The organism is Corallococcus interemptor (assembly GCF_003668875.1).
Taxonomy (GTDB): Bacteria; Myxococcota; Myxococcia; order Myxococcales; family Myxococcaceae; genus Corallococcus; species Corallococcus interemptor.
In genome coordinates, this window is sequence record NZ_RAWM01000002.1 from 161,748 (window position 1) to 186,933 (window position 25,186).

22 protein-coding genes are annotated in these 25,186 nt (G+C 70.4%); 8 read left to right on the plus strand and 14 right to left on the minus strand.

The window, feature by feature from the left end:
- Positions 1-28: 28 nt before the first annotated feature.
- Complete coding sequence (locus D7X96_RS01490; RefSeq protein ID WP_306449484.1) at positions 29-2,635, plus strand: adenylate/guanylate cyclase domain-containing protein; 2,607 nt, start codon at positions 29-31, stop codon at positions 2,633-2,635.
- Between the two features lies 1 nt (position 2,636).
- Here the strand turns inward: D7X96_RS01490 and D7X96_RS01495 are convergent, their stop codons facing one another.
- The 8 genes from D7X96_RS01495 to D7X96_RS01530 all read right to left on the minus strand — a co-directional run bounded on the left by D7X96_RS01495 (position 2,637) and on the right by D7X96_RS01530 (position 11,588).
- Entirely contained in the window at positions 2,637-3,686 is a 1,050-nt protein-coding gene (locus D7X96_RS01495; RefSeq protein ID WP_121768783.1) for an alpha/beta hydrolase family protein, read from the minus strand.
- A gap of 1 nt (position 3,687) precedes the next feature.
- Entirely contained in the window at positions 3,688-4,050 is a 363-nt protein-coding gene (locus D7X96_RS01500) for a (2Fe-2S) ferredoxin domain-containing protein (RefSeq protein ID WP_121768784.1), read from the minus strand.
- A 176-nt stretch (positions 4,051-4,226) separates the two neighbouring features.
- Positions 4,227-4,988, minus strand: a complete 762-nt coding sequence (locus tag D7X96_RS01505) for a NuoI/complex I 23 kDa subunit family protein (RefSeq protein WP_120549972.1) — start codon at positions 4,986-4,988, stop codon at positions 4,227-4,229.
- Positions 4,989-5,015: 27 nt separating this feature from the next.
- Entirely contained in the window at positions 5,016-6,461 is a 1,446-nt protein-coding gene (locus tag D7X96_RS01510; RefSeq protein WP_121768785.1) for a complex I subunit 1/NuoH family protein, read from the minus strand.
- A gap of 2 nt (positions 6,462-6,463) precedes the next feature.
- A complete protein-coding gene (locus tag D7X96_RS01515) occupies positions 6,464-8,353 on the minus strand; it encodes an NADH-quinone oxidoreductase subunit G (RefSeq protein ID WP_120549974.1) in 1,890 nt (629 codons plus the stop codon).
- Positions 8,350-9,609 (minus strand): NADH dehydrogenase (quinone) subunit D, encoded by a 1,260-nt coding sequence (gene nuoD, locus D7X96_RS01520; RefSeq protein WP_121768786.1) that lies wholly within the window; start codon positions 9,607-9,609, stop codon positions 8,350-8,352. The genes D7X96_RS01515 and nuoD overlap by 4 nt, the downstream gene beginning before the upstream one ends.
- A gap of 13 nt (positions 9,610-9,622) precedes the next feature.
- Entirely contained in the window at positions 9,623-10,141 is a 519-nt protein-coding gene (locus D7X96_RS01525; RefSeq protein WP_120549976.1) for an NADH-quinone oxidoreductase subunit C, read from the minus strand.
- Between the two features lie 172 nt (positions 10,142-10,313).
- Positions 10,314-11,588 (minus strand): adenylate/guanylate cyclase domain-containing protein, encoded by a 1,275-nt coding sequence (locus D7X96_RS01530; protein ID WP_120549983.1) that lies wholly within the window; start codon positions 11,586-11,588, stop codon positions 10,314-10,316.
- A gap of 159 nt (positions 11,589-11,747) precedes the next feature.
- Here D7X96_RS01530 and D7X96_RS01535 point away from each other — a divergent pair, with 159 nt between their 5' ends.
- Together D7X96_RS01535 and D7X96_RS01540 are read left to right on the plus strand one after the other, a co-directional pair.
- Positions 11,748-13,931, plus strand: coding sequence for a sulfatase-like hydrolase/transferase (locus D7X96_RS01535; protein WP_121768787.1), 2,184 nt, complete (start codon positions 11,748-11,750; stop codon positions 13,929-13,931).
- Positions 13,921-14,289 (plus strand): PaaI family thioesterase, encoded by a 369-nt coding sequence (locus tag D7X96_RS01540; RefSeq protein ID WP_199747283.1) that lies wholly within the window; start codon positions 13,921-13,923, stop codon positions 14,287-14,289. The genes D7X96_RS01535 and D7X96_RS01540 overlap by 11 nt, the downstream gene beginning before the upstream one ends.
- An 83-nt stretch (positions 14,290-14,372) precedes the next feature.
- Here the strand turns inward: D7X96_RS01540 and D7X96_RS01545 are convergent, their stop codons facing one another.
- The gene (locus D7X96_RS01545; RefSeq protein WP_120552544.1) at positions 14,373-14,936 is read right to left on the minus strand and encodes an NADH-quinone oxidoreductase subunit B; all 564 of its coding nucleotides are present in this window, start codon (positions 14,934-14,936) and stop codon (positions 14,373-14,375) included.
- A 9-nt stretch (positions 14,937-14,945) separates the two neighbouring features.
- A complete protein-coding gene (locus D7X96_RS01550) occupies positions 14,946-15,314 on the minus strand; it encodes an NADH-quinone oxidoreductase subunit A (protein WP_120552545.1) in 369 nt (122 codons plus the stop codon).
- 213 nt (positions 15,315-15,527) lie between these two features.
- Here D7X96_RS01550 and D7X96_RS01555 point away from each other — a divergent pair, with 213 nt between their 5' ends.
- Positions 15,528-17,072 (plus strand): methyl-accepting chemotaxis protein, encoded by a 1,545-nt coding sequence (locus D7X96_RS01555; RefSeq protein WP_120552546.1) that lies wholly within the window; start codon positions 15,528-15,530, stop codon positions 17,070-17,072.
- Positions 17,073-17,091: 19 nt separating this feature from the next.
- Here the strand turns inward: D7X96_RS01555 and D7X96_RS01560 are convergent, their stop codons facing one another.
- Positions 17,092-17,922, minus strand: coding sequence for a PHP domain-containing protein (locus D7X96_RS01560; RefSeq protein ID WP_120552547.1), 831 nt, complete (start codon positions 17,920-17,922; stop codon positions 17,092-17,094).
- Between the two features lie 196 nt (positions 17,923-18,118).
- Here D7X96_RS01560 and D7X96_RS01565 point away from each other — a divergent pair, with 196 nt between their 5' ends.
- The 3 genes from D7X96_RS01565 (at position 18,119) to D7X96_RS01575 (ending at position 20,444) form a co-directional block, all read left to right on the plus strand.
- Positions 18,119-19,342, plus strand: a complete 1,224-nt coding sequence (locus D7X96_RS01565; protein WP_120552548.1) for a deoxyhypusine synthase family protein — start codon at positions 18,119-18,121, stop codon at positions 19,340-19,342.
- 34 nt (positions 19,343-19,376) lie between these two features.
- Positions 19,377-19,805 (plus strand): OsmC family protein, encoded by a 429-nt coding sequence (locus D7X96_RS01570; protein ID WP_120552549.1) that lies wholly within the window; start codon positions 19,377-19,379, stop codon positions 19,803-19,805.
- 111 nt (positions 19,806-19,916) lie between these two features.
- Positions 19,917-20,444 carry a hypothetical protein gene (locus D7X96_RS01575; protein ID WP_120552554.1) on the plus strand — a complete coding sequence of 176 codons (528 nt, stop codon included), beginning with the start codon at positions 19,917-19,919 and terminating at the stop codon, positions 20,442-20,444.
- 6 nt (positions 20,445-20,450) lie between these two features.
- Here D7X96_RS01575 and speA read toward each other — a convergent pair whose 3' ends face one another.
- A complete protein-coding gene (gene speA, locus D7X96_RS01580; RefSeq protein WP_121768788.1) occupies positions 20,451-22,457 on the minus strand; it encodes a biosynthetic arginine decarboxylase in 2,007 nt (668 codons plus the stop codon).
- A 236-nt stretch (positions 22,458-22,693) separates the two neighbouring features.
- Between speA and clpX the strand changes: the two genes are divergently transcribed.
- Positions 22,694-23,770: an ATP-dependent Clp protease ATP-binding subunit ClpX gene (clpX, locus tag D7X96_RS01585; protein ID WP_120552551.1), complete on the plus strand. Its 1,077-nt coding sequence runs from the start codon at positions 22,694-22,696 to the stop codon at positions 23,768-23,770.
- Here the strand turns inward: clpX and D7X96_RS01590 are convergent.
- Both D7X96_RS01590 and D7X96_RS01595 read right to left on the minus strand, forming a co-directional pair.
- Positions 23,760-24,524: a CvpA family protein gene (locus tag D7X96_RS01590; protein WP_121768789.1), complete on the minus strand. Its 765-nt coding sequence runs from the start codon at positions 24,522-24,524 to the stop codon at positions 23,760-23,762. The genes clpX and D7X96_RS01590 overlap by 11 nt on opposite strands.
- A gap of 21 nt (positions 24,525-24,545) precedes the next feature.
- The coding region (locus D7X96_RS01595) for a J domain-containing protein (protein ID WP_244219410.1) at positions 24,546-25,186 on the minus strand (641 nt) is incomplete at its 5' end.

Genomic DNA, 25,186 nt, shown 5'->3' on the forward strand with positions numbered 1-25,186 from the left:
CCCTGTCGAGGTATCCTGCACGCCGCTCGTGCAACGCCTCCGCATCCACTCCTCCGGCCGCCGCTTCCTCCACCGGCTCGGCTTCTCGCTCGTCATGGCGGCCCTGTTCGGCTGCCTGCTGGGCCTGCTCGTCTCCCAGCGCGTCACCCGTCCCTCGCGGCCGGACGACACGCCCGCCCCCCTGCTGTCGCCCTCCGGCTTCATCGACGCCATCTCCCACGCGCTCGACGGCGGCGAGCGCGCCTTCTACGACTGGCGCATCCGCCAGCTGGGGGAGGTCTCCGAGCGCTCCGACCGCGTCGTGCTCGTCTCCATCGACGACGACACGCTCGCCGAGGCCCAGCAGGGCCCCCGCGCGGACATCGCCGCGTACCCGTGGCCGCGCCAGGTGATGGGCGGCATGGTCCACCGGCTGGTGGAGGAGGGCGCCTCCGTGGTGATGCTGGACTTCGCCTACCCGGAGCTCAGCCCCCGCGCCTGCGTCACCCCCACGCGCTCGGGCCGCGGCGCCCTGTCCCAGGACGACGACGCGCTCCGGGCCCTCCTGGACCAGGACCCCGGCCACTCCGTGCTCGCCTTCCGCTGGGGCGCCGAGGGCACCCGCACGCTGCCCCCCACCGGCCGCCTGTGGCCCTACCGGGTCCGCCTGGGCAGCTACCCCGGCATCACCGAGGCCCGCGCCCGCGCGCAGTCCGTCCTCGCCCTCCAGCGCCCCGCGTTCGTCATCCCCGCCGGCAAGGCCCTGGAGGTCTGGGCCGGCGTCGCGGACGAGGGCGAGGGCCGCAGCCTGGGCGACCAGCTGGGCGCCGCCGCCGCGGCCATCCAGGAGCGCCGCGCCGCGGATGACGCCTTCCGCGTCGCCCCGTCGGACCTGTTCCTCGCCCTGGCCTCCGTGCAGGTGCAGGGGTTGGATCCAGAGAAGCTGCTGGAGGTCCGCCAGCTCCAACATCCGGTGACGCCGCTGCTCAGCCCGGCCAGCGGCTACGGCGCCACCACGCTGCCCGCGGACACCGACGGCGTGGTGCGCGGCGTGCCCCACCTCGTCGCGTACAGCCCGCGCGGCGGCGAGCGCTACATCCTGCCCTCGCTGCCCCTGGCCGCCGCCATGCGGCTCGCGGGTACGCAGAAGCTGCGGTACGCGGACGGGCGGCTCTACATCGGCGACAAGTACTCCGTGCCCATGGACGCGTCCGGCTACACGCTCCTGCGCTGGGAGGCCCCGTCCGCCACCCGGGGCGCTCGCGGCCCGCTGGCCCGCTCCATCCGCGCGTGGAACGTGCTGCTCAACCTCTTCGACTCGCAGGAGGCGCGGCCCGCCCGCTTCGACCACGACCTGGACGGCCGCGCCGTCATCCTCACCAACACCAGCAGCTACGCCCCGGAGCGGCGGGTGACGCCCATTGGCCCGGGCATCGCCAACGGCGCCGTGCTGGGCCAGGCGCTCGCCAACATCCTCGCGTCGGACGGCATCACCCGCGCGCCGCCCAAGGTGGACATGCTCGCCACCATGGCGCTCGCGTTCATTGGCGCGTTCCTGGCGCTGTCCTGCAGCTGGCTGCTGCGCTCCGTGGGCGGCGCGTTCCTCTTCGTCTGCGTGGCCGTGGCGGCCGGGGCGGGCTACGTGGGCGCGGCGGGGTACGTCTTCGTCCACGACAAGCTGTGGATCGCCGTGGCGGGGCCGCTGTGGTCCGGCGGGCTCGCGTTCCTGGTGACGACGCTCTACGCCTTCCGCACCGAACAGGACGTGCGCGAGTTCGTCCACAGCGCGCTGGGCCGCTACGTGAGCCCGGAGGTGGCGCGGCTGGTGGCGCGCGACGTGAGCCTGATGAAGCCGGAGCGCCGGCAGATGACCGTGTACCTCTGCGACATCGAGGGCTTCACGCGCCTGTCCGAAGCGCTGCCGCCCGAGCAGCTGGTGCCGCTGCTCAACACCTTCCTCACGGAGATGACCGCCGTGGTGCGCGCCACGGTGGGGCAGGTGGACAAGTACATGGGCGACTCGGTGATGGCCTTCTGGGGCGCGCCCGTGCGCACGGACCGCCACGCGCACCTGGCCTGTGAAGCCGCGCTGAAGCTCCAGGCGGCGCTCGCGCAGAAGCAGCCCCTCTGGGAGAAGCAGTTCGGCCACCGGCTGTCGGTGAGAGCCGGCATCGACACGGGCGACCTGCTGGTGGGCGACATGGGCAGCGAGCTCAAGTCCCACTACACCGTCATGGGCGACGCGGTGAGCATGGCCGGGCGGCTGGAGGCGGCCAACAAGCAGTACGGCACCCAGGTGCTGGTGGGGCAGACCACCGCGCAGCTCGCCAGCGACGCCTACGTCTTCCGCGAGGTGGACCGCGTGCTCCTGCGCGACAAGCCCCAGCCCGTGCGCGTGCACGAGCTGCTGGGCCGGCGGGGCGAGTTCTCCCAGGAGAAGCAGGCGGGCATGGCCCTCTACGAGAAGGCCCTCACCGCCTACTACGGCCGCGAGTTCATCCTGGCCCAGGAGCTGTTCCGCCGCTGCACCGTGGAGCACGGCGACCCGGTGGCCCGCGTCTACGTCCAGCGTTGCCAGAGCCTCATCCAGACGCCGCCGCCCGCGGACTGGGACGGCGTCATCCGCTGGGGCCGGCGCAGCACGGACTCCCGCTAGTTCAGGGGCGCGTGTCGACGCGCAGGGGCAGGGCGAAGCGCGAGGTGAAGAACTGGAGGAGGTGGGCGTGCTCGAACGCGATCTCCTCCGGGCGCTCCGTGAGGTGCGCGTGCTCGGGGATGATCATCAGCGTCGCGTCCTGGCCCCGGGCCTGGAGCTTGCGCACGAAGACGTGCGCGTCCGACAGCGACACCTTGGGGTCCCTCGCGCCCAGCATCACGGCGATGGGGGCATTCACCCGGTCCACCCACGTCACGGGTGAGATGGCGCGAAGCCGCTCCGCGTCCCGCTCCGGGTCTCCGTACTCGTCGGCCCGCGCGCGTCGCACCTCCGGCGTCTGCTGCGCGAGGAACGAGCCCAGGTCCGTCTTGGCCGCGAGCGCGAAGCCCGCGTCGTAGCTGCCCGCGAAGCGCGTCATGCCCACCAGCGTCTGGTTGCCTCCGTAGCTCCACCCGAGGATGCCCAGCTTGGGGACCACGCCCTCACGGGTGAAGCGCTGGCGCAGGCAGCGGCTGGCGGCCTCCAGGTCCGTGGCCGCCTCCACGCGCAGGGGGCCGTTGTCCGCGCGGGCCCAGTCCTCCGAGCAGGCGGTGCCCCGCACCGCGGGCTCCGCGTAGATGAAGCCCGCGCGCAGGAAGAACTCCGGGCGCCAGTGGTAGCCCGGCCGGGGGCAGCCCGTCGTGTAGAAGGCGAGCACGGGACACGTGCGCTCCCGGCACGCGGGCGGCGTGCGCACCTGGATGCGGAAGCGCACGCCGCCGTTGTCACACGCGAGGTCCTCGACGGGCGCGGCGCTCCAGCGCAGGTGCTGCCCGCCGTCCGCGAGGAGGTCCGTCAGGGTGGCCTTCAGCGCGGCATCGGGTTCGACGCGGGGATGGCGCCGCAGCAGCTCCTCACGCGAACCGCCGTCCCGCACGAGCGCCGCGCCCACGACGCGGGGGCTGTCCGCGTCCGCATGCGCCCCGAGCACCTTCGGGGACGCCGGAGCCACGGGCCGCGAACACGCGCCGAGCAGCAGCAGGCCCAGCAGGGCAGGGGAGGCGCGAAGCATGTCAGTCGTCGTCGCCGGAGTCCGGCTGGCCGAAGAGCTCACGCACCGGCACGTCGTCCTGGATGTGCTCGGCCACCACGCGGCGCATCTTCTCCGCCGTCATGTCGGAGTAGTACACCTCTCCGGGCCACCCCATGAGCTGGTAGTCCTCCGGTGACAGCGGGTCTCGCTTGCGGCCCGTGTCCTCGCGCACCACCACGTTGGGCCCCATGTGGCAGAAGCCGTAGCAGCCGCCGCGGTACAGCTCGCAGCGCGCCTGCAGGCCCTTGTCCGCCAGCGCCTCACGCGCGGCCACGTGCACCGCGTCCGAGCCGCCCGCGCGGCAGCTGGAGCCCTTGCACACCGACATCCGGTAGCGCTTCACGGCGGGGCTCCCCGTGCCAGGCCGGCACCATGCGCATTGAAGAGGTGCAGCATCACCACATGCCCCCGGAAAAGGCTCCGGCCCGCCCTTCCCCGGAAGCGGCGGGAAGGAGGCGGGCCGGGATGCGTGCGGAGGGCGGAGGTGGAGCCCCGCCCGTCGCAGGACGAAACAGCGGACTACTTGATGAACTTCGTCACCTGGATGGGACCCTGCTGCGTCACCACCGCGTGCCCGGCGCCCGCCTTGGCGTGGCCGTGGCCCGCGCCCAGCTGCTTCGCGTGGCCGTGGGCGTCGTGGCCCTCGTGTCCCTCGCCGATGCGCGTGTGCGCCTCCTTGTGGACGTGGGCCGGCTCCTTGGAGCTGTCGCGCTTGTTCCACGGGTCGGACGGGTGCGACACCGGCGGGCCCTTGAGCAGCTTCGGGATGTCGTAGACGAAGTTCTGCCGGTTGTACTCGGACGGCGTGTGCATGTACGTGTCCATGCGGATGGCGTCCTTGGGGCACGCCTCCACGCACAGGCCGCACACGATGCAGCGCAGCTCGTCGATGACGAACTGGGTGGGGTACTTCTCGATGACCGCCGACTCGCTGTCGGTGCCCTCGCGCTCGTACTCACCCGCCTCGATGTAGATGCACTGCGCCGGGCAGATGGTCGCGCACATGTAGCAGGCCACGCAGCGCGGCTTGCCGTCGTCGCGCGGGACCAGCCGGTGCAGACCGCGGTAGCCCTCCGGATAGATGGGCTTCTCTTCCGGGTACTCCACCGTGGTCATCAGGCTCGTGCCCGTGCGGTCCACCACCTGGGGGTTGGGGTCGCGCGTGCCGAACATGTTGCGGAAGAAGTGCTTGGTCGTGATGGCCAGACCGCGCAGCAGCTCCGGGATGTACATCCGCTCGCGGAGGTCCGTGCGCGGATCCTGGGAGGCATTGAACGCCATGGTGACTTGTCTCGCTTCCGGACCGCGCTAGTGCGCGCCCGCCGGGGAATGGGAGTGGGGGTCCGCGTGCGCCGACAGACCGTGCGCATCGTGTCCGTGGCCATGCGCGTCGTGCCCGTGGCCATGCGCGGCGTCGTGCGCGTGCGCCGGCTTCGTGCCCGCGGTCATCGTCAGGGCGACCACGAAGCCGATCTCCAGGAGGCCCACCACGCCCAGCGCGCGGAGGGACGGATCCCACAGCACCAGCGCGCCGCTGATGAACACGTTGGCCAGGCCCGCGGGCAGGAGGATCTTCCAGCCCAGGTTCTGGATCTGATCGTAACGGAAGCGCGGGAAGGTCCAGCGGATCACCAGCTGCACCCAGATGAGCAGGATGACCTTGATCCAGAACACCGTGCCCAAGAGCGTGCCGTACACCCAGCCGTGCTCCTGGAAGAAGGGCTGCGCCGCCAGCCACTCGCCGCCGAAGGGCAGGTGGTGACCGCCGAAGAAGAGCGACGTCGTCACGCCGGCCAGCACCACGACCTCCACGAACTCGGAGATCATGAACATGCCGAACTTCATGCCGGAGTACTCCACGAAGTAGCCGATGATTTCGGACTCGCCTTCCGGAGCGTCGAACGGGGCGCGCTTGGTCTCCGCGAAGGACGCCACGAAGAAGGCGATGAAGCCCAGGGGCTGGATGAAGATGCCCCACGCCGGCAGGCCCAGGTCGAAGCCGCCGTCCGTGCGCCACAGGTACTTCGCCTGGCCGGTGCCGGACACGAGCGCGTTGCCCACGTCACCCACCAGCACGGGCAGCTGCACGGAGGAGAACGCCAGGAACAGGCCCACGAGCGACAGGCCCAGCGCCACCTCGTAGCTGATCATCTGCGCGGAGGCGCGCACGCCGCCCAAGAGCGCGAACTTGTTGTTGGAGGACCAGCCGGCCAGCGACGTGCCGTAGACGGCGAGCGACGCGATGGCCAGCAGGTACAGCATGCCGAAGTCCGGCGTGGCGACCACCATGTCCACCGTCTTGCCGAACACGTTCACCGTGGGGCCGGCGGGCACCACCGCGAACAGCGCGAACACCGGGGCGAAGGCGAGGATGGGGCCCAGGTTGAACAGGAAGCGGTTGGCCTGACCGGGGACGAAGTCCTCCTTGGTCAGCATCTTCAGCACGTCGGTGATGATGTGCGGGATGCCGCCCAGGGAGCGGTTGCCCAGGCCCGGGATGGCGGACAGGCGCGCGCGGTTGGGACCCACGCGGTCCTGCATGAACGCGGACCACTTGCGCTCCGCGAGCGTCAGCAGCGTCGCGGTGATCATCACGAAGACGAGAATCAGGAAGATGATGTTCGTCAGGCGGCTGGCGCCCTCGAAGAGGTACTCCTCCGCCAGGTAGCCCACCAGATACGCCGAGGCCACTCCGCCGGCGACGGCGAAGACGATGAAGGCCATGGCGAACAGCATGTTCAGGATGCGGCTCATGGTCAGATGCCCCTCACGCGCGGCGCGCCGAACTCGCGGTAGCCCGGCGGACGGCCGTCGGCTCCCGACGGCAGCGGATTGATGCCCGGCTTCTCCCGGTCCGGCGGAGAGGCCTTGTCCCAGTTGAACTCGGCGAACTCGGACACCTGGCCCGAGAGCGCGCGCCACACGTCACGCGCGGACGCCGCGGCGGCCTCGCCGCCCAGCTCGCGCGTCAGCTCCGTGGCCCACTTCCAGTGCGGCACCGCGTCCCCCTTGGAGGGGTACGCCTTGCGGAAGCGCTGGGTGATGCCGTCCGCTTGCGTGAACGTGCCCTCGTCCTCGATGTGCGCCGAAGCCGGCAGCAGCACCGTGGCCTGCGCCGTCACGGGGGACTCGTTCTGCGCCTGGGCGACGAACACCTCCAGCGACGCGGCGACCTCCGCGAACGCGGCCGCGTCCGTGGGGACCTCCGTGCCCAGCGCGTAGAGCGCCTTCACCTGGCCGGCCTTGATGGCGGGGGTGAGCTCGTCGAAGCCCTTGAGTGACAGCCCCAGGCCCTTGGCGATGAGCGCCAGGCCCTGGCGGTTGGGGTTCTTGTCCGCCGTCATCAGGTAGTGGTCCGCCTTGCCCTGCGGCCGGCCACCGGCGAACACGGACGTCACGCCCAGCACCTTCTTGGCGAACGTCAGGCCCGCGAGCAGGTCCTCGTTGGACGCGAGCGGCGAGGCCAGCACGGCCAGCTGCTTGGAGCCCGCCAGCGGCTTGAGCGCCTTGAGGGCGCCGGCGACGGCGTCCTTGCGCGTGAGGACCGGCTGCACCGTGCCGGCGGCCTGCAGGCCGCGGCCCACGCGGGCGGACAGCACGCGGCCCACGTTCAGGTCCTTGTACGACAGGCGGCCCTGGTCGCACATCCAGCTCTTGTTGATGGCCTCGTTCTCACGCGGGCGGTAGCGGTAGGTGTCCTGGGACATCCAGTCCGCGGAGATGTTGCAGCCGCGCGAGCAGCCCGTGCAGACGGACGGCGTGGCGGACAGGAACCAGGAGCGGGCCTTGAAGCGGAAGTCGCGCGACAAGAGCGCGCCCACCGGGCACACGTCCACGGTGTTCAGCGAGTAGTTGCTGTCCAGCTCGTTGCCCGGGAAGACGTCGATGCGCTCGTGGCTGCCACGGCCGAAGACGCCCAGCTGCGGCTCCTTCGGGATTTCATTCATGAAGCGGACGCAGCGCGTGCAGATGATGCAGCGCTCCTGGTCCAGCACGACGCGGGGCCCCAGCACCTTGCGCTTGTGCTTGAGGGCCTTGGTGCCCTCCAGCCGCGAGGGCTTGTAGTCGTACTTCATGTAGTAGTCCTGCAGCTTGCACTCACCGGCCTGGTCGCAGATGGAGCAGTCGACCGGGTGGTTCAGCAGCAGGAACTCCATCACCGCGCGCTGCTGCTCCTTGACCTTGGGGGTCGTGGTCTTGATGACCTGACCCTCGGCCATGGGCGTCTGGCACGCGGGGACGAGCTTGGGCGCGTTGGAGGCCTCGATGAGGCAGATGCGGCAGTTGGCCGCGATGGAGAGGCGCGGGTGGTAGCAGTAGTAGGGGATCTCCGAGCCGACCGTCTTGGCCGCCTCGATCATGTTGGTCCCCGGCTTCACCACGACTTCCTTGCCGTCGATGACCGCCGTCACGAAGCCCGGGTTCTTGGGCTGCGGCTTGGGCGGAGGGCCGCCGGCGGGCGCCGCCGGCTTGGGCGGAGGCGTGCCGGTGGGGCCGCTGTGCGCCGCGGGCGGCGAGTCCAGCTTCGCGCCGGCGGGCGGGTTGGACGGCTCCGGGCCGACCTTGGCCGCGGGCGTGTCGGTGGGCGCGCCCTTGGGGGGCGTCTGCGCGTCACCGGTGGGCTTCTTCGTGTCGTTGTCGCTCACTGCTCGACCTCGCCGCCGATCATGTTGATGGTGTCAAAGGTGGGAACGAGGTCCGCGATCATCTTGCCCTGGATGATGTGCGGCAGCGCCGACAGCACCGGGAAGCCCGGGGCACGCACGTGGACCTTGTACGGACGGCCGCGGCCGTCGCTCACCAGGTACCAGCCCAGCTCGCCGTTGGACGCTTCCGTCGCGTCGTAGATTTCACCGGGCGGAACCTGGATGCCCTCCATCACCAGCTTGAAGTGGGCCATCACGCCTTCGATGGTGCCGTACACCTCGGGCTTGGGCGGCAGCGCGATGCGCCAGTCGTCCACGATGATGGGGCCCGCGGGGATGGTGTCGAGGGCCTGGCGGATGATCTTGATGGACTGCCGCATCTCCTCCAGGCGCACGAGGTAGCGGTCGTAGTTGTCGCCGTGCTGGCCCACCACGACCTCGAAGTCGAAGCGGTCGTAGACCCAGTACGGCTGCACCCGGCGCAGGTCGTGGTCCACGCCGCAGGCGCGCAGCGCGGGGCCCGTCCACCCGTAGTCGATGGCGTCCTCGGCGCTGATGACGCCGGTGCCCTTGGTGCGGTCCACGAAGATGCGGTTGCGCGTGAGCAGCCCGTCCATCTCCGCGAGCAGCTCCTCGGTGCGGTCCAGCGTCTTCTTGACCTTCTCCGACCAGCCTTCCGGCAGGTCGCGGTTCATGCCACCCACGCGGCCGAAGCTGGTGGTGAGGCGCGCGCCGGTGAGCTCCGTGACGCGGTCCTGGATGAGCTCGCGGGCCTCCATGCCGTAGAGGAACGGCGCGAAGCCGCCCATCTCCAGGCCGGTGGCGCCCACGCACGTCAGGTGGTCGGTGAGCCGGTGCAGCTCACTGCCGATGACGCGGATGTACTGGGCGCGCTCCGGGATCTCCAGGCCGATGAGCTTCTCCACGGCGTTGAGGAACCCGAAGTTGTTCATCATCGCGGACAGGTAGTTGAGCCGGTCCGTGTACGGCAGGCACTGCGTCCAGGTGACGTTCTCGCAGCTCTTCTGGAAGCCGCGGTGGAGGAAGCCGATCTCCGGGTCGACCTTGACGATGGTCTCACCCTCGAGCTCCACCTTCAGCCGCACGGTGCCGTGCGTGGCCGGGTGGGAGGGGCCCATGTTGATGACCATGTTCTTCGTCTGGAAGTGCGACTCCAGCTCCGACTCCTCGTGGGCGAACCCATCGGTGTCGGGGTTGTGAGGCTTCTGCGTGTCGGTGTTGTGGCTGTCGGCCATGGTGAGGTCTCGATCAGGCGATGCCGCTGGTGCCGGGGCCGCGGAAGATGTCCTTGATGGGGCGCTCGGGGATCAGCGGCTGGCGGTCGCGCAGCGCGTAGTCCTTGCGCAGGGGGTGGCCCTGGAACTCCTCGTACAGGAGGATGCGGCGCAGGTCCGGGTGGTCCGTGAAGCGGATCCCGTAGAAGTCGAACACCAGCCGCTCCCACCAGTTGGCGCCGCGGTACAGCGGCGTGAGGGAGGGCAGCTCCGGGCGGGTCTCGGTCACGCGCACCTTCAGGCGCACGTGCTCCTTCCGCTTGAGCGAATAGAGGAAGTAGACGACCTCGAAGCGCGGATCACTCTCCGCCAGGTGCAGGCGATCCACGGCGTCCGCGGAGCCGAACAGCTTGAAGTCCAGCTCGGGGTCCATCTTCAGGAAGGTGGCGACCTTCGGCAGCCACTCGGCATGAATGACGGCCCAGGCTCCACCAGCGCGGTCGACATAGCGCTCCGCGACCGCCTCGGGGAACTGGGCGGCGACCCGGTCCAACGCGAAAATGCTCAAGGGGGGCCTCGATCTACGACAGAGGAAACCGCGGCTTTATAAGGACCGTTCGCGGGGGGCGTCAACGTAAACCCTCAGCCGTGTAGGCCACTTAGGCGGTCCAGTAGCCCGCGTCGCGATCCACCCCCTGCCTGCCTGGGCACAAGGGGTTGCCGGCTCAGGCCGCCACGTCCGGGCCCAGCACCGGGGCGGGCTCGGAGGGCTCGGGGACGAAGGTCACGACCGGCTGGCTCTTGCCGGGGACGAGCGCGGTGGGGGCGGGGGCCCAGCGGAAGGCGTCTCCCGCACGCTCCCGGGTCGCCTGGGAGACGAGCACCGGCACCCCGAAGCCCTTGGTCAGCCGCTCGATGCGGTTGGCCAGGTTCACGGTGTCGCCAATGGCCGTGTACTCCAGGCGCCGGAACGGAGACCCGATGTTGCCCAGGACGACGGGCCCGGAGTGGACGCCCACCCCCATGCGAAGGCCGGCCTCGCCCCGGGCGGCCCGCTCGGCGTTGACGGCCTCCAGCTCCCGCACCATGTCCAGCGCGCACCGGGTGGCGCTCCGGGCGTGGTGGGCGTCCGGCAGCGGGGCGCCGAAGTACACCATGAGTGCGTCCCCGATGAACTTGTCGAGCGTCCCGCCGTGGCGGAACACCACCTCCACCATGCGGCCGTAGTACTCGTTGAGGATGGTGACCACCTGCTCGGGCGGCAGCCGTTCGCTCAGGGCGGTGAAGTCGCGCACGTCCGCGAAGAGGACGGACACCTCGCGCAGCTCCGCGACGGGGGAGTCGCGGTCCTGGAGGCGCTCGGCGACGGCGGGGGAGAAGTAGCGGCCCAGCCGGGCGCGCTGGAGCTCCTCCTGGGTGACGGCGGCGGACAGCAGGCGGATGCGCGTCAGGAGCCGGGAGGCGCCCGCGGCTGTCATGGCCAGCATCACCGCGCCGGCCACCTGGGCCCCCGCGCCGATGCCGGCCTCCTGCTGGAGCCTCACCTCCGCGAGGATGGCGATGACCGTGACAATCAGGGTGACGGGCCGCCGGAGGCTCAGCGCGGACAGCAGCACCAGCGCGGCGAAGATGCCCAGCGTGAAGCCGGCCACGCCGCCCGGGGACGGTGACACCGGGAGCGCCAGGTGCTGCAGCCAGTAGACGGCGGGCACGTCCACGAACGCGACGGACAGCGACGCCTGGCGGGCGATGCGCGCGGAGGCCGTCACCGCCACGGCCACGATGGTGGTGCACACGAGGTAGAGCGTGAAGGGCGCCAGGTAGACGTCCCAGTCGTGCAGCTCGCGCACGCGGCCCAGGTACACCGCCATGGAGAAGAGCACGCCCACCGCGCCCAGCCGGACCCAGGCCAGGTGCCGTCCATTGGATTGGCGCTCCATGTCGAGCGCGCGCCGCACGGACTCCTGCAGGGTGTCGCTGGGCGTGGCGCTGGATGGCATGGACGTGGGCCCCCCCGGGCCGAGGGATGCATCGGTCAGGAACCGCGAGGGCGCCATCTTGCACCGACAGTGTGCGCAACGCACGTCGGGCGCTCCCGGAAAGCCCGGTGGAACACAGAGTTGGCGCGGAAACAGCCTGACAGGGTAGACGCTGGAGGCATGTCCGTGCGGTCCGTCGCCTCCTTCCTCCGCGCCGCTTCGGGGCGCCTGGCCCTCGGTGCCCTGCTGGGGCTGCTGCTCTTCGCCGCCGAGACGGTCTGGCTGCTCAAGGCGGGCGTGGTGGGCGTGGACATCCCGCTGGATGGCCCCTACGCGGCGCTGGCGGCGGCGGTCCGGCCGCTCCTGCCGGGCGTCATCCTGCGCGTGGCCAGCGTCTACATGGTGGCGGGTGGCCTGCTGGCGCTCGCCGCGACGGTGCTGGCCTCCGCCTGGACGCGGCGGGGCGGGTGGGTGGCGCTGGCGCTGATGGTGCCGCACTGGGGGGTGCTGCTGGGGTTCTGGGCCTGGGACCGGGCCCTGGCGCGGCCCGCCCTCTTCGACGACCTGCCGGCGGCGCGGCCGGCGCTGGCGTGGCTGGTGGATCACGGCGAGCCGTGGCAGGCGCGAGCGGCGGCCGGGGCGTGGGTGGCCGTCCATCTGTCCGTGCTGGCGGTGCGCGCCGTCCAGGCGCTGCGGCGGCTCGTGGCCTCTGGTGACCCCGAGGCCCGGCGGGCGGAGCGCGTCGCGGGGGCGGTGGTGGCGGGCGTCGTCGTGGTGCTGGCGGTGGCGGTGACGGTGCGCCGCGTGGCGCCTTCCGTGAGGCAGCCGCTGGTGGTGCTCATCGGCATCGACGCGTTCCGGCCGGACCGGCTGGGCGACTCGGGGCACGGCGTCGCGCCCCACGTCGAGCGCTTCCTCCAGGACGCCACGCTCTTCACCCGGGCCTACACGCCGGTGGCGCAGACGGAGCCCGCGTGGCGCTCGCTGCTCACCGCGCGCTGGCCGTACCGCACGGGCGTGCGCTACCCGCTGACGCCGGATGCGCGCCTGGTGCTGGCGCCCACCTTCGCGCAGCGCTTCGCGGAGGCCGGGTGGAACACGGTGTTCGCCACGGACTGCTCGCGCTTCCACTTCGAGGGGCCGGCCTCCGGCTTCGCCACGCGCTGGCAGCCTCCGCGCGGGGCCATCAACTTCGCGCTGGAGAAGCTGCGCTACCGGGCGCTGGGCCTCTTCGCGGACAACCCGGTGGGCGCCGCGTGGGTGCCCGAGTTCATCGACAACCGCGCGCTGGCCGGCATCCATGACCCCATGGGCTATGCCCGGCGGCTGTCGGACGGCCTGGTGGCGCAAGCAGGGGAGGGGCCGCTGCTCTTCGCCTTCCACGCCACGGCGGCGCACTTCCCCGGCGACCCGGTGTACCCGTTCTATCGCCGCTACGTGTCCGCCTCCGAACCGCTGGAGCGCCGGCTGCGCATGCACTTCGCCCCGGTGGCGCCGGGCGCGAAGGGCGCGTGGAACCGCGAGGGCGCGGAGGGGCTCTATGACGAACTGCTCGCGCAGGCGGACGCGCAGGTGGGGACGCTGCTGGACGCGCTCCGGGCCTCCGGGCGCTACGACGACGCGCTCATCGTGCTGATGTCCGACCACGGCGAGAGCTTCCACGCGGACCGGCCGGACCTGGCGGGCGCGACGTCCGTGCACGGCGCGCGGCTGGGCGACGAGGAGAACCGCATCCTGCTCGCGGTGAAGCTGCCCGGTGGCCGCGGCGCGGGGCCCGGCCAGGTGGACGCGCTGGCGCGGCTGGTGGACGTGGGCCCCACGCTGCTGGAGCTGTCCGGCCTGTCGCTGCTGCCGGAGTCGGACGGGGCGTCGCTCGCGCCGCTGCTGAGGGGAGAGGCGCGCCCGCTGGCGCCGCTGTACGCGGAGACGGGCTACACGCACGTGAGCCCGGAGGTGTTCGACCCCGGCCACTGGCCCGGCGCGCCGCGCACCTTCGACGCGTACCGCCTGCGCCCGGACGGCGTGGTGGAGATGGGCGACGAGGCGGGCACCGCCGTGCTTCGCGAGAAGGACACCGGCGCCTTCGACGGCCAGCGCTGGGTGGTGGACCGGCCCCAGGCGGACGGCAGCGTGCGCCGCACCTGCATGGGCGACTGTGCAGGGCCGGACGCGCTGGCGCTGGCGGACTGGCTGGACGACGTGAGGGAGCGCGCACCGGAGTCCGCCTCACGTAGAGTCGCCGGCCATGTCGACGACCGAAACGACCCGCGGACTCCAGGAAACGTACGCCCCCCACAACGCCTGCTTCGGGTGTGGCCCGGCCAACCCCAAGGGGCTGCGCATCCGCAGCCGCGTGGAGGGTGACCTCGTCGTCGCGGACTGGACGCCGGAGGAGCACCACCAGGCGTTCCCGGGCGTGCTCAACGGCGGCATCATCGGCGCGCTGCTGGACTGCCACTGCAACTGGACGGCCGCCTACCACCTGATGAAGGCGCAGGGCGCGTCCACCCCGCCGTGCACCGTCACCGCGGACTACGCCATCGTGCTCAAGCGCCCCACGCCCATGGGCCCCGTGCACCTGTCCGCGAAGCCCGTGTCCATTGAAGGCGACCGCGTCGTCGTGGAGGGCACGCTCACCGGGGAGAACGGCAAGGTGACGGCCACCTGCCGGGGCACCTTCGTCGCGGTGAAGGAAGGCCACCCCGCGTACCACCGCTGGTAGGCGGCAGGAACGCCTCGGGCCCCGTCACCGGCCTCTTCAAGAGGCGGCGCGGGGCCCGTGGGGTGAAGCCGTGGGGCTTGCGACTACTTGCCGGCGGCGAGCATGCGGTCGTGGTGCGCCGCGGTCTCGTTGGGCTGGCCAGGGTCACGCAGCCGGTGCACCTGGTTGCCGATCTTGTCCTGGAGCAGCATCAGGCCGTCCAGCACCTGCTCCGGACGCGGCGGGCAGCCGGGGATGTAGACGTCCACCGGGATGATGCGGTCGATGCCCTGGAGCACCGCGTAGTTGTCGTAGAAGCCGCCGGAGGACGCGCACACGCCGAACGACACGACCCACTTGGGCTCGGTCATCTGCTCGTAGACGCGCTTGAGGATGGGGGCCTGCTTCAGGTTGATGGTGCCCACCACCATCAGCAGGTCCGCCTGGCGCGGCGAGAAGCGCGGGAACTCCGCGCCGAAGCGCGAGATGTCGTGGCGGCTGGCGGCCACGGACATGTACTCCATGCCGCAGCACGCGGTGGCGTACGGGTAGGTGAACAGCGAGTACTTGCGGGCCCAGCCCAGGCCCTTGGACACCAGCTTCTGGAAGAAGCCCATGGCTTCGTCCCGGCGGGTGGTCATGATCGGCGCGATGTCGGTGTCAGCCATGTCGTTGTCTCAGCTCTCCCAGTCGAGAGCGCCCTTCTTCCAGACATAGATAAGGCCCACGACCAGGGTCGACGCGAAAACCAGCATCTCCACATAGCCGAACCAGCCGAGCGCCTGGAAGTTCACCGCCCAGGGGTACAGGAACACCGCTTCCACGTCGAACACGATGAAGAGCAGCGCGATGACGTAGAACTTCACGGCGAAGCGCTGGCGAGCGGGACCGCTCGACTCGGAGCCTGCTTCGAAGGGGGCCGACTTGGTGCTGCTCGGACGCTTGGGGCCCAGCCGGGTGGTGACCTGGGGGATGATCATCCCCATGACACCGGCCAGCAGGAGCACCACCGCCAGAGGCAGGTACGGGGCGAGGGGTGTAGTCATCGGGCGCGGAACCTAGCGACACCGCTGGCGTCGTGTCAAAGGGAAATCCCCCCGCGCCGGGCACGCCAACCCCTTGAGAAGACGGCCGAAACCGGACGCCTGCCCTGGATGGCCCGTGGATCAGCCGGCCGGGCCGGTTTGACGGTGTGGGGAGCACACGCCTACCGTCAGCGGGCTGTCCTTTCAGCGCTCATCGCCTGGGGAGTCGTCGACATGTGGGGCCGGCTGACCTTGCGGATGCAGGTGGCGATCGCGGTGCTGCTTCCGTGCCTCGCGGTGGTGTTCTTCAGCGGGGTGTACTTCCCCGCGCGGCAGCAGGCGGCCGGCCTGGAGGTCCTGGCCGGCCGGGCCGTGACGCTGGGGACGCTGGTGGTGCGCCACCCCTCGCTCGCGCTGCCGGACACGGCGCCGGACGCCCGGGCCCACCGCGACGAGGTCTTCGCCCAGGTGGAGTCCGGCGGCTTCACGCTGAACTTCCAGCAGCTGACCCGCGCGGACGGCACGGTGGTGGTGCGCGGCCGCGTCCCGGACGACGTCACCCTGCCGCCCAAGCCCCCGGCGGGCGCTTGCACGGTGGCGCGGCAGACGCACCGGGTCGTCGTGCGCTGCGAGAGCGACGGCCGTGAGTACGCCGCGGGCTTCGGCACCGACGAGGTGAAGGCCGCGATGGCGGCGACCGAGGGCTATTCGCTCATGGGCTACCTGGTGGCCGCGGTGCTGGGCCTGGGCCTGGCGGTCATCATCAGCCGCGCCATCGCGGACCCCGTGTCGCGCGTCACCCAGGTGGCGCGCGAGGTGGCCCGGGGCGACGTGTTCCGGAGCGAGCTGGACGTGTCCGCCGCAGGGGAGGTCCGGCAGATGGCCACCTCCTTCAACGAGATGCTGGGCACGCTGCGAACCACGGTGATGGAGCTCGTCACGCGCACGGAGCAGCTGTCCAGCGCGTCGCGCGGCCTCATGGGCGCCTCCGCGGACCAGGAGCACGTCATCAGCCAGCAGGCCGCGTACGCCCAGCAGATCGCCGCCACGTTCGAGGAGCTGTCCCGCACCGCCGAGCAGATCTCCTCGTCCACGGAGGTGGTGGAGTCCAGCGCGCGGCGCACCCATGACGCCGTCGCGGAGGCCATGGCGGTGGTGGCCCAGGTGGTGGGCGGCATCAACGACATCCGCACGGAGTCCAAGGGCGTGGCGGACGCCATCGTCGGACTGAACAAGGACCTGCAGCAGGTCTCGAAAATCGCCCAGGTCATCAACCAGGTGGCGGAGCGCAGCGACCTGCTGGCGCTCAACGCGGCCCTGGAGGGCACCAAGGCGGGCGACGTGGGCCGGGGCTTCTCCCTGGTGGCGGCGGAGATGCGCAAGCTGGCGGAGAACGTGTCCGTGTCCGCGCGCGACATCGCCCGCATCGTGGAGAAGGTGCAGGACTCCGGCGAGGAGGCCGCGTCCAAGGCCCGCGTGGGCATGGCCACGAGCGACCGGGGCGTGGAGGTGGCGGAGCAGGCCTCCTCCGTCTTCCTGCGCATCGTGGAGCTGGCGCGCGGCACCAGCGAGGCGGCGCGGCAGATCACCATCGCCACCCGCCAGCAGCGTCAGTCCAGCGAGCAGGCCGTGCAGGGGGCGCGCAACGTGGCGGACCTGGTGAAGCAGGGCGTGGACGCCACCGGCCGCACCACGCGCATCGCCCAGGACCTCCAGGCCGTGGCCGAAGGGCTCACCGCCGTCACCAGCCGCTTCAAGGCCCAGCAGCCCCGGCCCTGAAGCCCTGAAGCCCTGAAGCTCAGGCCGCCCGGGACGACGGCGCGCGGGCGCGCAGCTTCTGGAACAGCTCCGGGGGCATGGCCGCGACGCCCAGGCGGTGGTCGGGCGCCACCGCCTCGCCGTGGAAGTCGCTGCCGAAGGTGGGCACCAGGTCGCACTCCGCCGCGAGCGCCAGGTACTTCTGCCGCACGGTGGGGTTGTGGTCCACGCTCAGCACCTCCAGGCCGGACAGGCCCGCCTTCGCCAGCGCTTGAATCTCCGGGCGCTCCATCTTGGAGGAGCCGGGGTGGGCCAGCGTCGCGGTGCCGCCCGCGTCACGGATGAGCCGGATGGCCTCCGCGCCGTCCAGCTTGAAGCGCTCCACCCACGCCGCGCGGCCCGTGCCCAGGAAGCGGTCGAACGCGGCCTTCACGTCCAGGCACCAGCCCTGGTCCACCAGCACCCGCGCCAGGTGGGGGCGCCCCAGCTGCGCGTTCCCGGCCACCTTGCGCACCTGCTCCATGCGCACCGGGAAGCCCAGCTCGCGCAGGCGCGCCACCATGGCCTCCATGCGCCGGGTGCGCTCGTCCCGCAGCCGGTCCGCGAAGCGCGCGAGCTCCGGGTCCTCGGGACGCAGGAAGTGGCCCAGGATGTGGGCCTCCTTGCCGTAGACGAAGGCGGACAGCTCGATGCCGGGCACCAGCTCGACGCCATGCGTGGCGGCGGCGGCCTTCGCCTCCTGGATCCCCGCCACCGTGTCGTGGTCCGTCACGGCCAGGACGGTGACGCCCGAGGCGGCGGCGCGCGCCACCAGCTCCGAGGGCGGGTACTGGCCGTCACTGGCGGTGGTGTGCGAATGCAGGTCGATCACGGCTTGAAGACCCTCCGGAGGGCGGCGAGGCGGGCACTCTTACGCCATGTCCCCATGGGAAGGGGCCGGAAGAGCGGGCCCTGTGTGAATCCGCACGACGGGCGGTTTGTTCCTGTCCGGTGGCGGCCCTTCTGGCGGGGGCGGGGTTGAAGGCGGGCCTCCCCTTGGCAGGCGGGCGGTGTTAGATCGCCGCGCCATGGCCAAGACCCCGACCCCGAAGAAGTCCTCCCTTCGCGCCGCCTACGCGAACGCGCGCAAGGCGGATCCGCGCCCCATCACCGGCAAGGAGAAGCCCGCGGAGCTGCTCGCGCACGCGTTCAGCGCCTACGTGGGCCGGCAGGAGCGCACCGCGTTCGAGCTGATGCAGCAGTCCGTGCAGCAGGACGCGTCCATCTTCCTCACGCTGTCCGGCGCCATGACGCCCGCGGGCCTGCACCAGTCCTGCCTCATCCCCCTGGTGGAGAAGGGCATCATCTCCGCCATCACCACCACGGGCGCGAACCTCTACCACGACGCCCACCGCATCATCGGCCACGGCATCCGCGAGGTGAACCCCAACGCGGGCGACCTCCAGTACCGCCTGGCGCGCATCATCCGCATCTACGACCTGGGCTTCTGGGAGGAGGCGCTGCTCGACACCGACCGCCTCTTCTCCGCCATCCTCCGGCAGCCGCAGTTCCAGAAGAAGATGACCACCCCGGAGTTCCACTACCTCCTGGGCAAGGCCATCCACGGCATCGAGAAGCAGCTGGGCGTGAAGCAGCCGTCGCTCTTGTCCACCTGCTACAAGCACGGCGTGCCCATCTGGGTGGGCGCGGTGCAGGACGGCTCCATCTTCCTCAACGTCGTGAAGCTCAAGCGCCTGCTGGGGGACGAGTTCAAGTTCGAGCTCGACATCAACGACGACGTCTATTCCATGGCCGCCATGCAGCACTACTGCCGCCACAACGGCAGCGGGAAGCTGGCCATCTGGATCCTGGGCGGCGGCGTGCCCAAGAACTACACGCTCCAGGGCGAGCCGCTGCTCGACCAGATTCTGAACGTCCCCACGTCGGGCTTCGACATCGACGTGCAGTTCTGCGTGGACCCGGTGGACAACGGCGCGCTGTCCAGCTGCCCGGCCGGTGAGGGCCACACCTGGGGCAAGGTGTCCGTGGAGGCCGTGGAGACGGGCTCCATGTACGTGCACTGCGACGTGACGGCGGTGTTCCCCTGGCTCACGCACGCGCTGTTCAGCGAGCCCAAGAACAAGCGCAAGCCCATGCGCCTGATGGACAAGATGGCCGACGCGGTGAAGTTCCTGGACGCGGACGTCAAGAAGCGCAGCAAGTCCCTGATGAAGACGCTGGACTGGAGCGTCGAGGACGCCGAGCCCTCCACCGAAGAGGACGCGAAGTCCCACGACGCCTTCGTCCGGTAGCGCGCGGTTTTTTCCCCAGCCCAAGGAGACGGTGATGAGTCAGCAGCCCGCGACCGGTGTGGTGATGTCCCTGGTGAGTGCCCCCCAGCTGAAGACCAAGGTCACGCACGGCCCGTCCGGCGCGACGCTGCCCACGGAGGCGCCGAAGGACAACGGCGGCACCGGCGGCAGCTTCTCCCCCACGGACCTGGTGGCCACGGCGCTGGCGTCCTGTGTCGTGACGACCATGCACCTGATGGCCGGCAAGGAGGGCATCACCCTGGGTGAGGTGACCGCGACGGTGGAGAAGCGGATGACCCCGCCGCCGCGCAAGATTGGCGAGCTGGTGCTGTCCATCCTGATGCCCTCCGGCCTCACCAAGGAGCAGCGCACCACGCTGGAGAAGATCGCCCACGAGTGTCCCGTGGCGCGCAGCCTCCACCCGGACGTGAAGGTCACGACGTCGTTCGGTTATCCGGACTGAGGCTGCCGTGAAGGGGCTCGGTTGGCCGCCTGCCCTCCGAGCCCCGCTGACTTCGTGCAGCAAGCGGCCCGCGTGTCCACCCTCGTGAAGTTCCTGGGAGGGGCACGCGGCATGAACGTGAAGCGACTGGGCATCTATCTCAACGACCATCTGCTGGGCTCCACGGTGGGCGTGGACCTCGCGAAGCGGACCGAGCGCGAGAACCGCAGCAACCCGGTGGGCCAGTACCTGTCCACGATGATTCCCCTGCTGGAGCAGGACCGCGCCACGCTGCGCACCGTCATGGCCGCGCTGGAGGTCCGCGTGGATCCGCTGAAGATGGGCGGCGCGTGGCTGACGGAGAAGATCTCGCGGCTGAAGCTCAACGGCTCGCTCCTGCGCTACTCGCCCCTGAGCCGGCTGGTGGAGCTGGAGGGCCTGTGCGTGGGCTCCCACGGGCGCGTGTCCCTGTGGCGGAGCCTGGAGCGGATCGCGGCGAAGGATCCGCGCCTGGCGCGGTTCGACTTCGGCTTCCTCGCCGAGCGCGCCGACGGGCAGCTGGAGACGCTCCAGACCCTGCGGCTGCGCGCGACGGATGCGGCGTTCAGCGACGCGTCCGTCGAGACCGGCGAACAGGCACCGGTCCCGACGGAGGCTTGAGGCTTCTTAGGTCCCGGACGGGGAGACGGGGTTGCGCGCCCCGTTCTCCGGCCCGGGCAGGAGGCGCAGCTGGCTGGCGGAGGTGAACGTCGCGTCCACCTCGCGCTCCAGGTACGTGTAGCCGGACAGGCCGTCCTCGTAGACGCGCAGCAGGTTGCGCGACTCGTCCAGGGTGATGCGCCCCTGGCGCAGCGCCAGCTCCGTGAACTTGCGCAGCTTCGCGACGAGGTCGTCCTTGTTGTAGCTCACGTAGTTGAGGACCTCCGTCACCGTGTCCCCGGCGACGACGTGATCAATCAGGTAGCCGCCGCCCGGCGCCAGCGACACCTGCACCGTGTGCGTGTCCCCGAAGAGGTTGTGCAGGTCGCCCAAAATCTCCTGGTACGCGCCGACCAGGAAGATGCCCAGGTAGTAGTCGTCGCTGTTGAGCGCGTGCAGCTCCAGCGCGTCCTTCACCTCGCGCTTGTCGATGAAGTGCTCGATCTTCCCGTCCGAGTCGCAGGTGATGTCCGCGAGCGTCGCGCGGCGGGTCGGCTTCTCCGCCAGGCGGTGGATGGGCATCATGGGGAAGAGCTGATCAATGGCCCACGAGTCCGGCAGCGACTGGAACACGGAGAAGTTGCAGAAGTACGTGTCCGACAGCTGCTTCTCCAGCGCCTCCAGCTCCTCCGGAATCTCCCCGGCCTCGCGCGCCACGCGCAGGATCTTGTGGCAGATGGCCCAGTAGAGGTTCTCCGCCGCCACGCGCTGCTCCAGCGACAGGTGGCCCAGGGAGAACAGCTGGAGGCTCTCCTCCTTGGCGTCCTGCGCGTCGTGGAAGGCCTCGATGACGTTCTTGTTCGTCACCTCGCGGAACGTCGAATAGAGGTTGCGCACCACGGAGGGCGCCTTCTCATCCACCTTGTCCGGCGTCTGGGACGGGTCGAACTCGCTGGTGCCCAGCACGTCCACCACCAGCACGGCGTGGTGCGCGACGACGGCGCGGCCGGACTCGGAGACCAGGGTGGGGTGCGGCACGCCCGCGCGGTCGCAGGCCTCCATCACGCCGAAGACGACGTCGTTGGCGTACTCCTCCGTCGTGTAGTTCATGGAGGAGGCGAAGTTCGTCTGGGAGCCGTCGTAGTCCACGCCCAGGCCGCCGCCCACGTCCAGGTACTTCAGGGGCGCGCCCTGGCGGGCCACCTCCACGTAGAAGCAGCCCACCTCGCGCAGCGCGTTCTTCACGTTGCGGATGTTGGAGATCTGGCTGCCCAGGTGGAAGTGAAGCAGCTCGAAGGAGGACAGCAGGCCCGCGTCCTTCATGAAGCCGATGCAGTTCATCAGCTCCGACGAGGACAGGCCGAACTTGGAGCGATCACCCCCGGACGCCTCCCACTTGCCGGCGCCGCGCGTGGACAGCTTCACGCGCATGCCCAGCCGGGGGGTGATGCCGGTGCGGCGCGCCACCTCCGCGATGAGGGGCAGCTCGCTGGGCTTCTCCACCACCAGGATGACGTTGCGGCCCAGGCGCGAGTAGAAGAGCGCCGTCTCGATGTACTCCTCGTCCTTGTAGCCGTTGCAGATGACGAGGGCGTCTTCGCTGTCGAGCAGCGCCATGACGGCGAGCAGCTCCGGCTTGGAGCCGGCCTCCAGGCCGTAGGTGTGCTCCTTGCCCGCCTCGATGATGGTCTCCACCACGTAGCGGTGCTGGTTCACCTTGATGGGGTACACGCCCCGGTACAGGCCCTTGTAGCCCTGATCCGCGATGGCCTTCTTGAACGCGTTGTTCAGGTGCACCACGCGGTGGCGCAGCACGTCCGTGAAACGCAGGAGCAGCGGCAGACCGATGCCCCGGCGGCGGACCTCGTCCACCAGCTCCTTGAGGTCCATGCTCGGAGCGGCGGGCCCGTCCGGGTGGACGCACACGTGGCCCTTGTCGTTGATGCCGAAGTAGGGCGAGCCCCAGTTGCGGATGCCGTACAGCTCATGGGCATCGGCCAGGGTCCAGCGGTGCTGAGGGGAGGGAGCGGCCATCGTTGTTTCGTGCCTCCGGTGGAGCGCGTGGCGAGGGGTGGAAACTCCCATGAACAGGGGAGGGGGGCCGGACTATCGGAAACGTCCCGGTCATTCAATAGCCGCCTGTTCGAGGAGCAGGCAGGCGGGCAGGGGCCCCATTCCGGGCTCTGGCCCTGGTGGGCCGGTCAGCATCCAATTCCTACCCTTCCTTCCAGGCAGCGCTGGGAGGCCGAGTGGAGAGAAGGGGAGGGTACATGGAGTCGTCCGCACGCAGGGAAGAGGCAGCGCCACTGACCCCGCGGGAGATCTTCGAACGGCTGGATCGCTACGTCATCGGGCAGGACGCCGCGAAGCGAGCGGTGGCCATCGCCGCGCACAACCATCTCAAGCGCGTCCAGGCACGGCGGATGCGGCGGCAGTCCCTCATCAAGAAGTCCAACATCCTGCTCATTGGCCCCACGGGCAGCGGCAAGACGCACATCGCGCGGAACCTGGCGGAGATCCTCCATGTCCCGTTCACCACCGTGGACGCCACCGAGTACACCGAGGCGGGCTACTACGGGAAGGACGTGGAGGTGATGGTGTCCGACCTGCTCTTCAAGGCGAACCACTCCGTGGAGGACACCCAGCGGGGCATCATCTTCATCGACGAGGTGGACAAGATCGCCCGCCGCACCCAGGGCGCCCGCAACGGCGCGGGCAGCCGCGACATCGGCGGTGAGGGCGTGCAGCAGTCGCTCTTGAAGCTGCTGGAAGGGCGCGAGGTGCACGTGCCCATGAACGTCACGCAGGCGTGGAACAAGAGCGACTTCGTGCAGGTGGACACGCGCGACATCCTCTTCATCTGCGCGGGCACGTTCAGCGACCTGCACGACTACGGCGACGAGGGCGGCCGGGCCATGGGCTTCGGCTCGGACGCGCTGGCGGCGAAGCGCAAGGAGAAGCGCATCTCCACGAAGCAGCTGGTGGACTTCGGGATGATGGCGGAGTTTTTGGGCCGCATGCCGGTGATGGTGCAACTGGAGCGGCTGGGCGAGCCCGACCTCCTGCGCGTGCTCACCGAGCCGCCGGACGCGATCACGCGCGAGTTCAAGGAGCTGCTGTCGCTGGATGAAATCGAGCTGGAGTTCCCGGAGAGCGGCCTGCGGGAGGTGGTGCGCTACTCCATCGCGCGCGGGCTGGGGGCTCGCGGCCTGCGCTCCATCCTGGAGCACGTGATGTCGGACATCATGTTCGAGGCGCCGGAGCGCAAGCACCGCCACGTGACGGTGGACGCGGAGTTCGTGAAGGCGCGGCTCGCGGCGCTGGACGACGTGGAGCTCAACGCTTAGCGGGCGCTGGCTTTTCCGAAGCCCGGGCGGCGGCGCCCAGCCGTGCCGCCGCCTGTGGATCCTGGATGAGCTGGAGCACGGCGTCGTTGCGCAACAGCGCTTGCGTGTCGCCCCGCTCCAGCGCGTCCTGCAAATCCTTGTGTGACAGCGCGAGCTGGAAGCGCGGGTCCTTGCGCAGCGCCTTGAAGGCCGGGTCCTCCTGGAGCTTCTTCGCCTTCGCCGGGTCGTGCGTGGCCTGGGCCACCTGGACCAGGTCCTGAAGCGGGGCGAACTGGGTCAGCTCGAAGAGGTTGAAGCGGCGGGACATGTCGAAGGCGACGGAGTCCTTGGGCGCCACGCCCAGGCGCTTGCCGGCGACGACGACGTGCTGCTCCATGAAGGTCAGCGCGCTCAGGCACACCCAGAACAGCGCGGCCATCTTCCCGCCGCCGAGCACGAAGCCCAGGGTGCGGTCCAGCCCGCGCTCCTCCGGGTCCTTGCCGGAGAGGAAGCGCAGGAGCAGCGCGCCCAGGGCGTAGCGCACGGTGAGCCAGGTGACGACGAAGAGCAGCACCGTGCCGAAGAGCGTCCCGACGAGCAGCGGTGAGCCCAGCGCGACGGCCAGCTTGGGGCCGGCGAGGGGCGCGAGCTTGCGCGAGACGAAGTAGCCCGCCGCGAGCCCCACGGAGTTGGCCACCTGGCGGGCGGCGCCGGAGAGGGCGCCGAGGATGCCGAAGAACAGCACCATGCCCAGGAGGATGAGGTCGATGACCATGGGGTGGGCTCCTGGGGGCCGCTAGCGGATCTTGAACGAGGAGTCGCCCTTGGACTTGTCCGCGGTCTGCTTCTGGGCGTCCGCGAGGGCTTCCTTGTAGCGGGCGTTGGAGGGCTCGTAGGTGAGCGCCATCTTGAGGTTGCGCTCCGCGGCGGAGGGGTTGCCGGCCTCCAGGTCCTTCTGGGCCTGCGCGTAGAACTGACGGCCCTTGGGGTGGGTGCCGATCTGCTCTTCCTGTTCCTTCTTCGCGGCGGCCTTGGTTTCGGCCTCGGAGGCGTCGGTGAAGCGCAGCTTCTGCGCGCGGTCCGGGCTGGCGATGTCGGTGAGGTACTTCTTGCGCTTGGTGTCGTCGCGCAGGACGTAATAGGCCTCGGTGACGCGCTTGTAGAGCTCGTTCACCTGGTCCTTGAGGACCTTGGACTCCAGGTGGAAGAAGCGGTCCGGGTGGTAGACGCGGCTCTCTTTGTAGAAGGCCTTCTTGATGTCACCGGGCGCGGCGGTGCGCTCCAGGCCGAGCACCTCGAAGTAGTCCATCTGGTCGAGCCTCGCGCAGCGCGACTCCAGGTCCGTGAGCTGCTCCGGGCTGAGGGCCGGGCCCCCCGCGGCGGCGGGCGGCGTCGGAGGCGCGGCGGGAGGGCGCGGCGGGGCCACCGGCGGTGGCG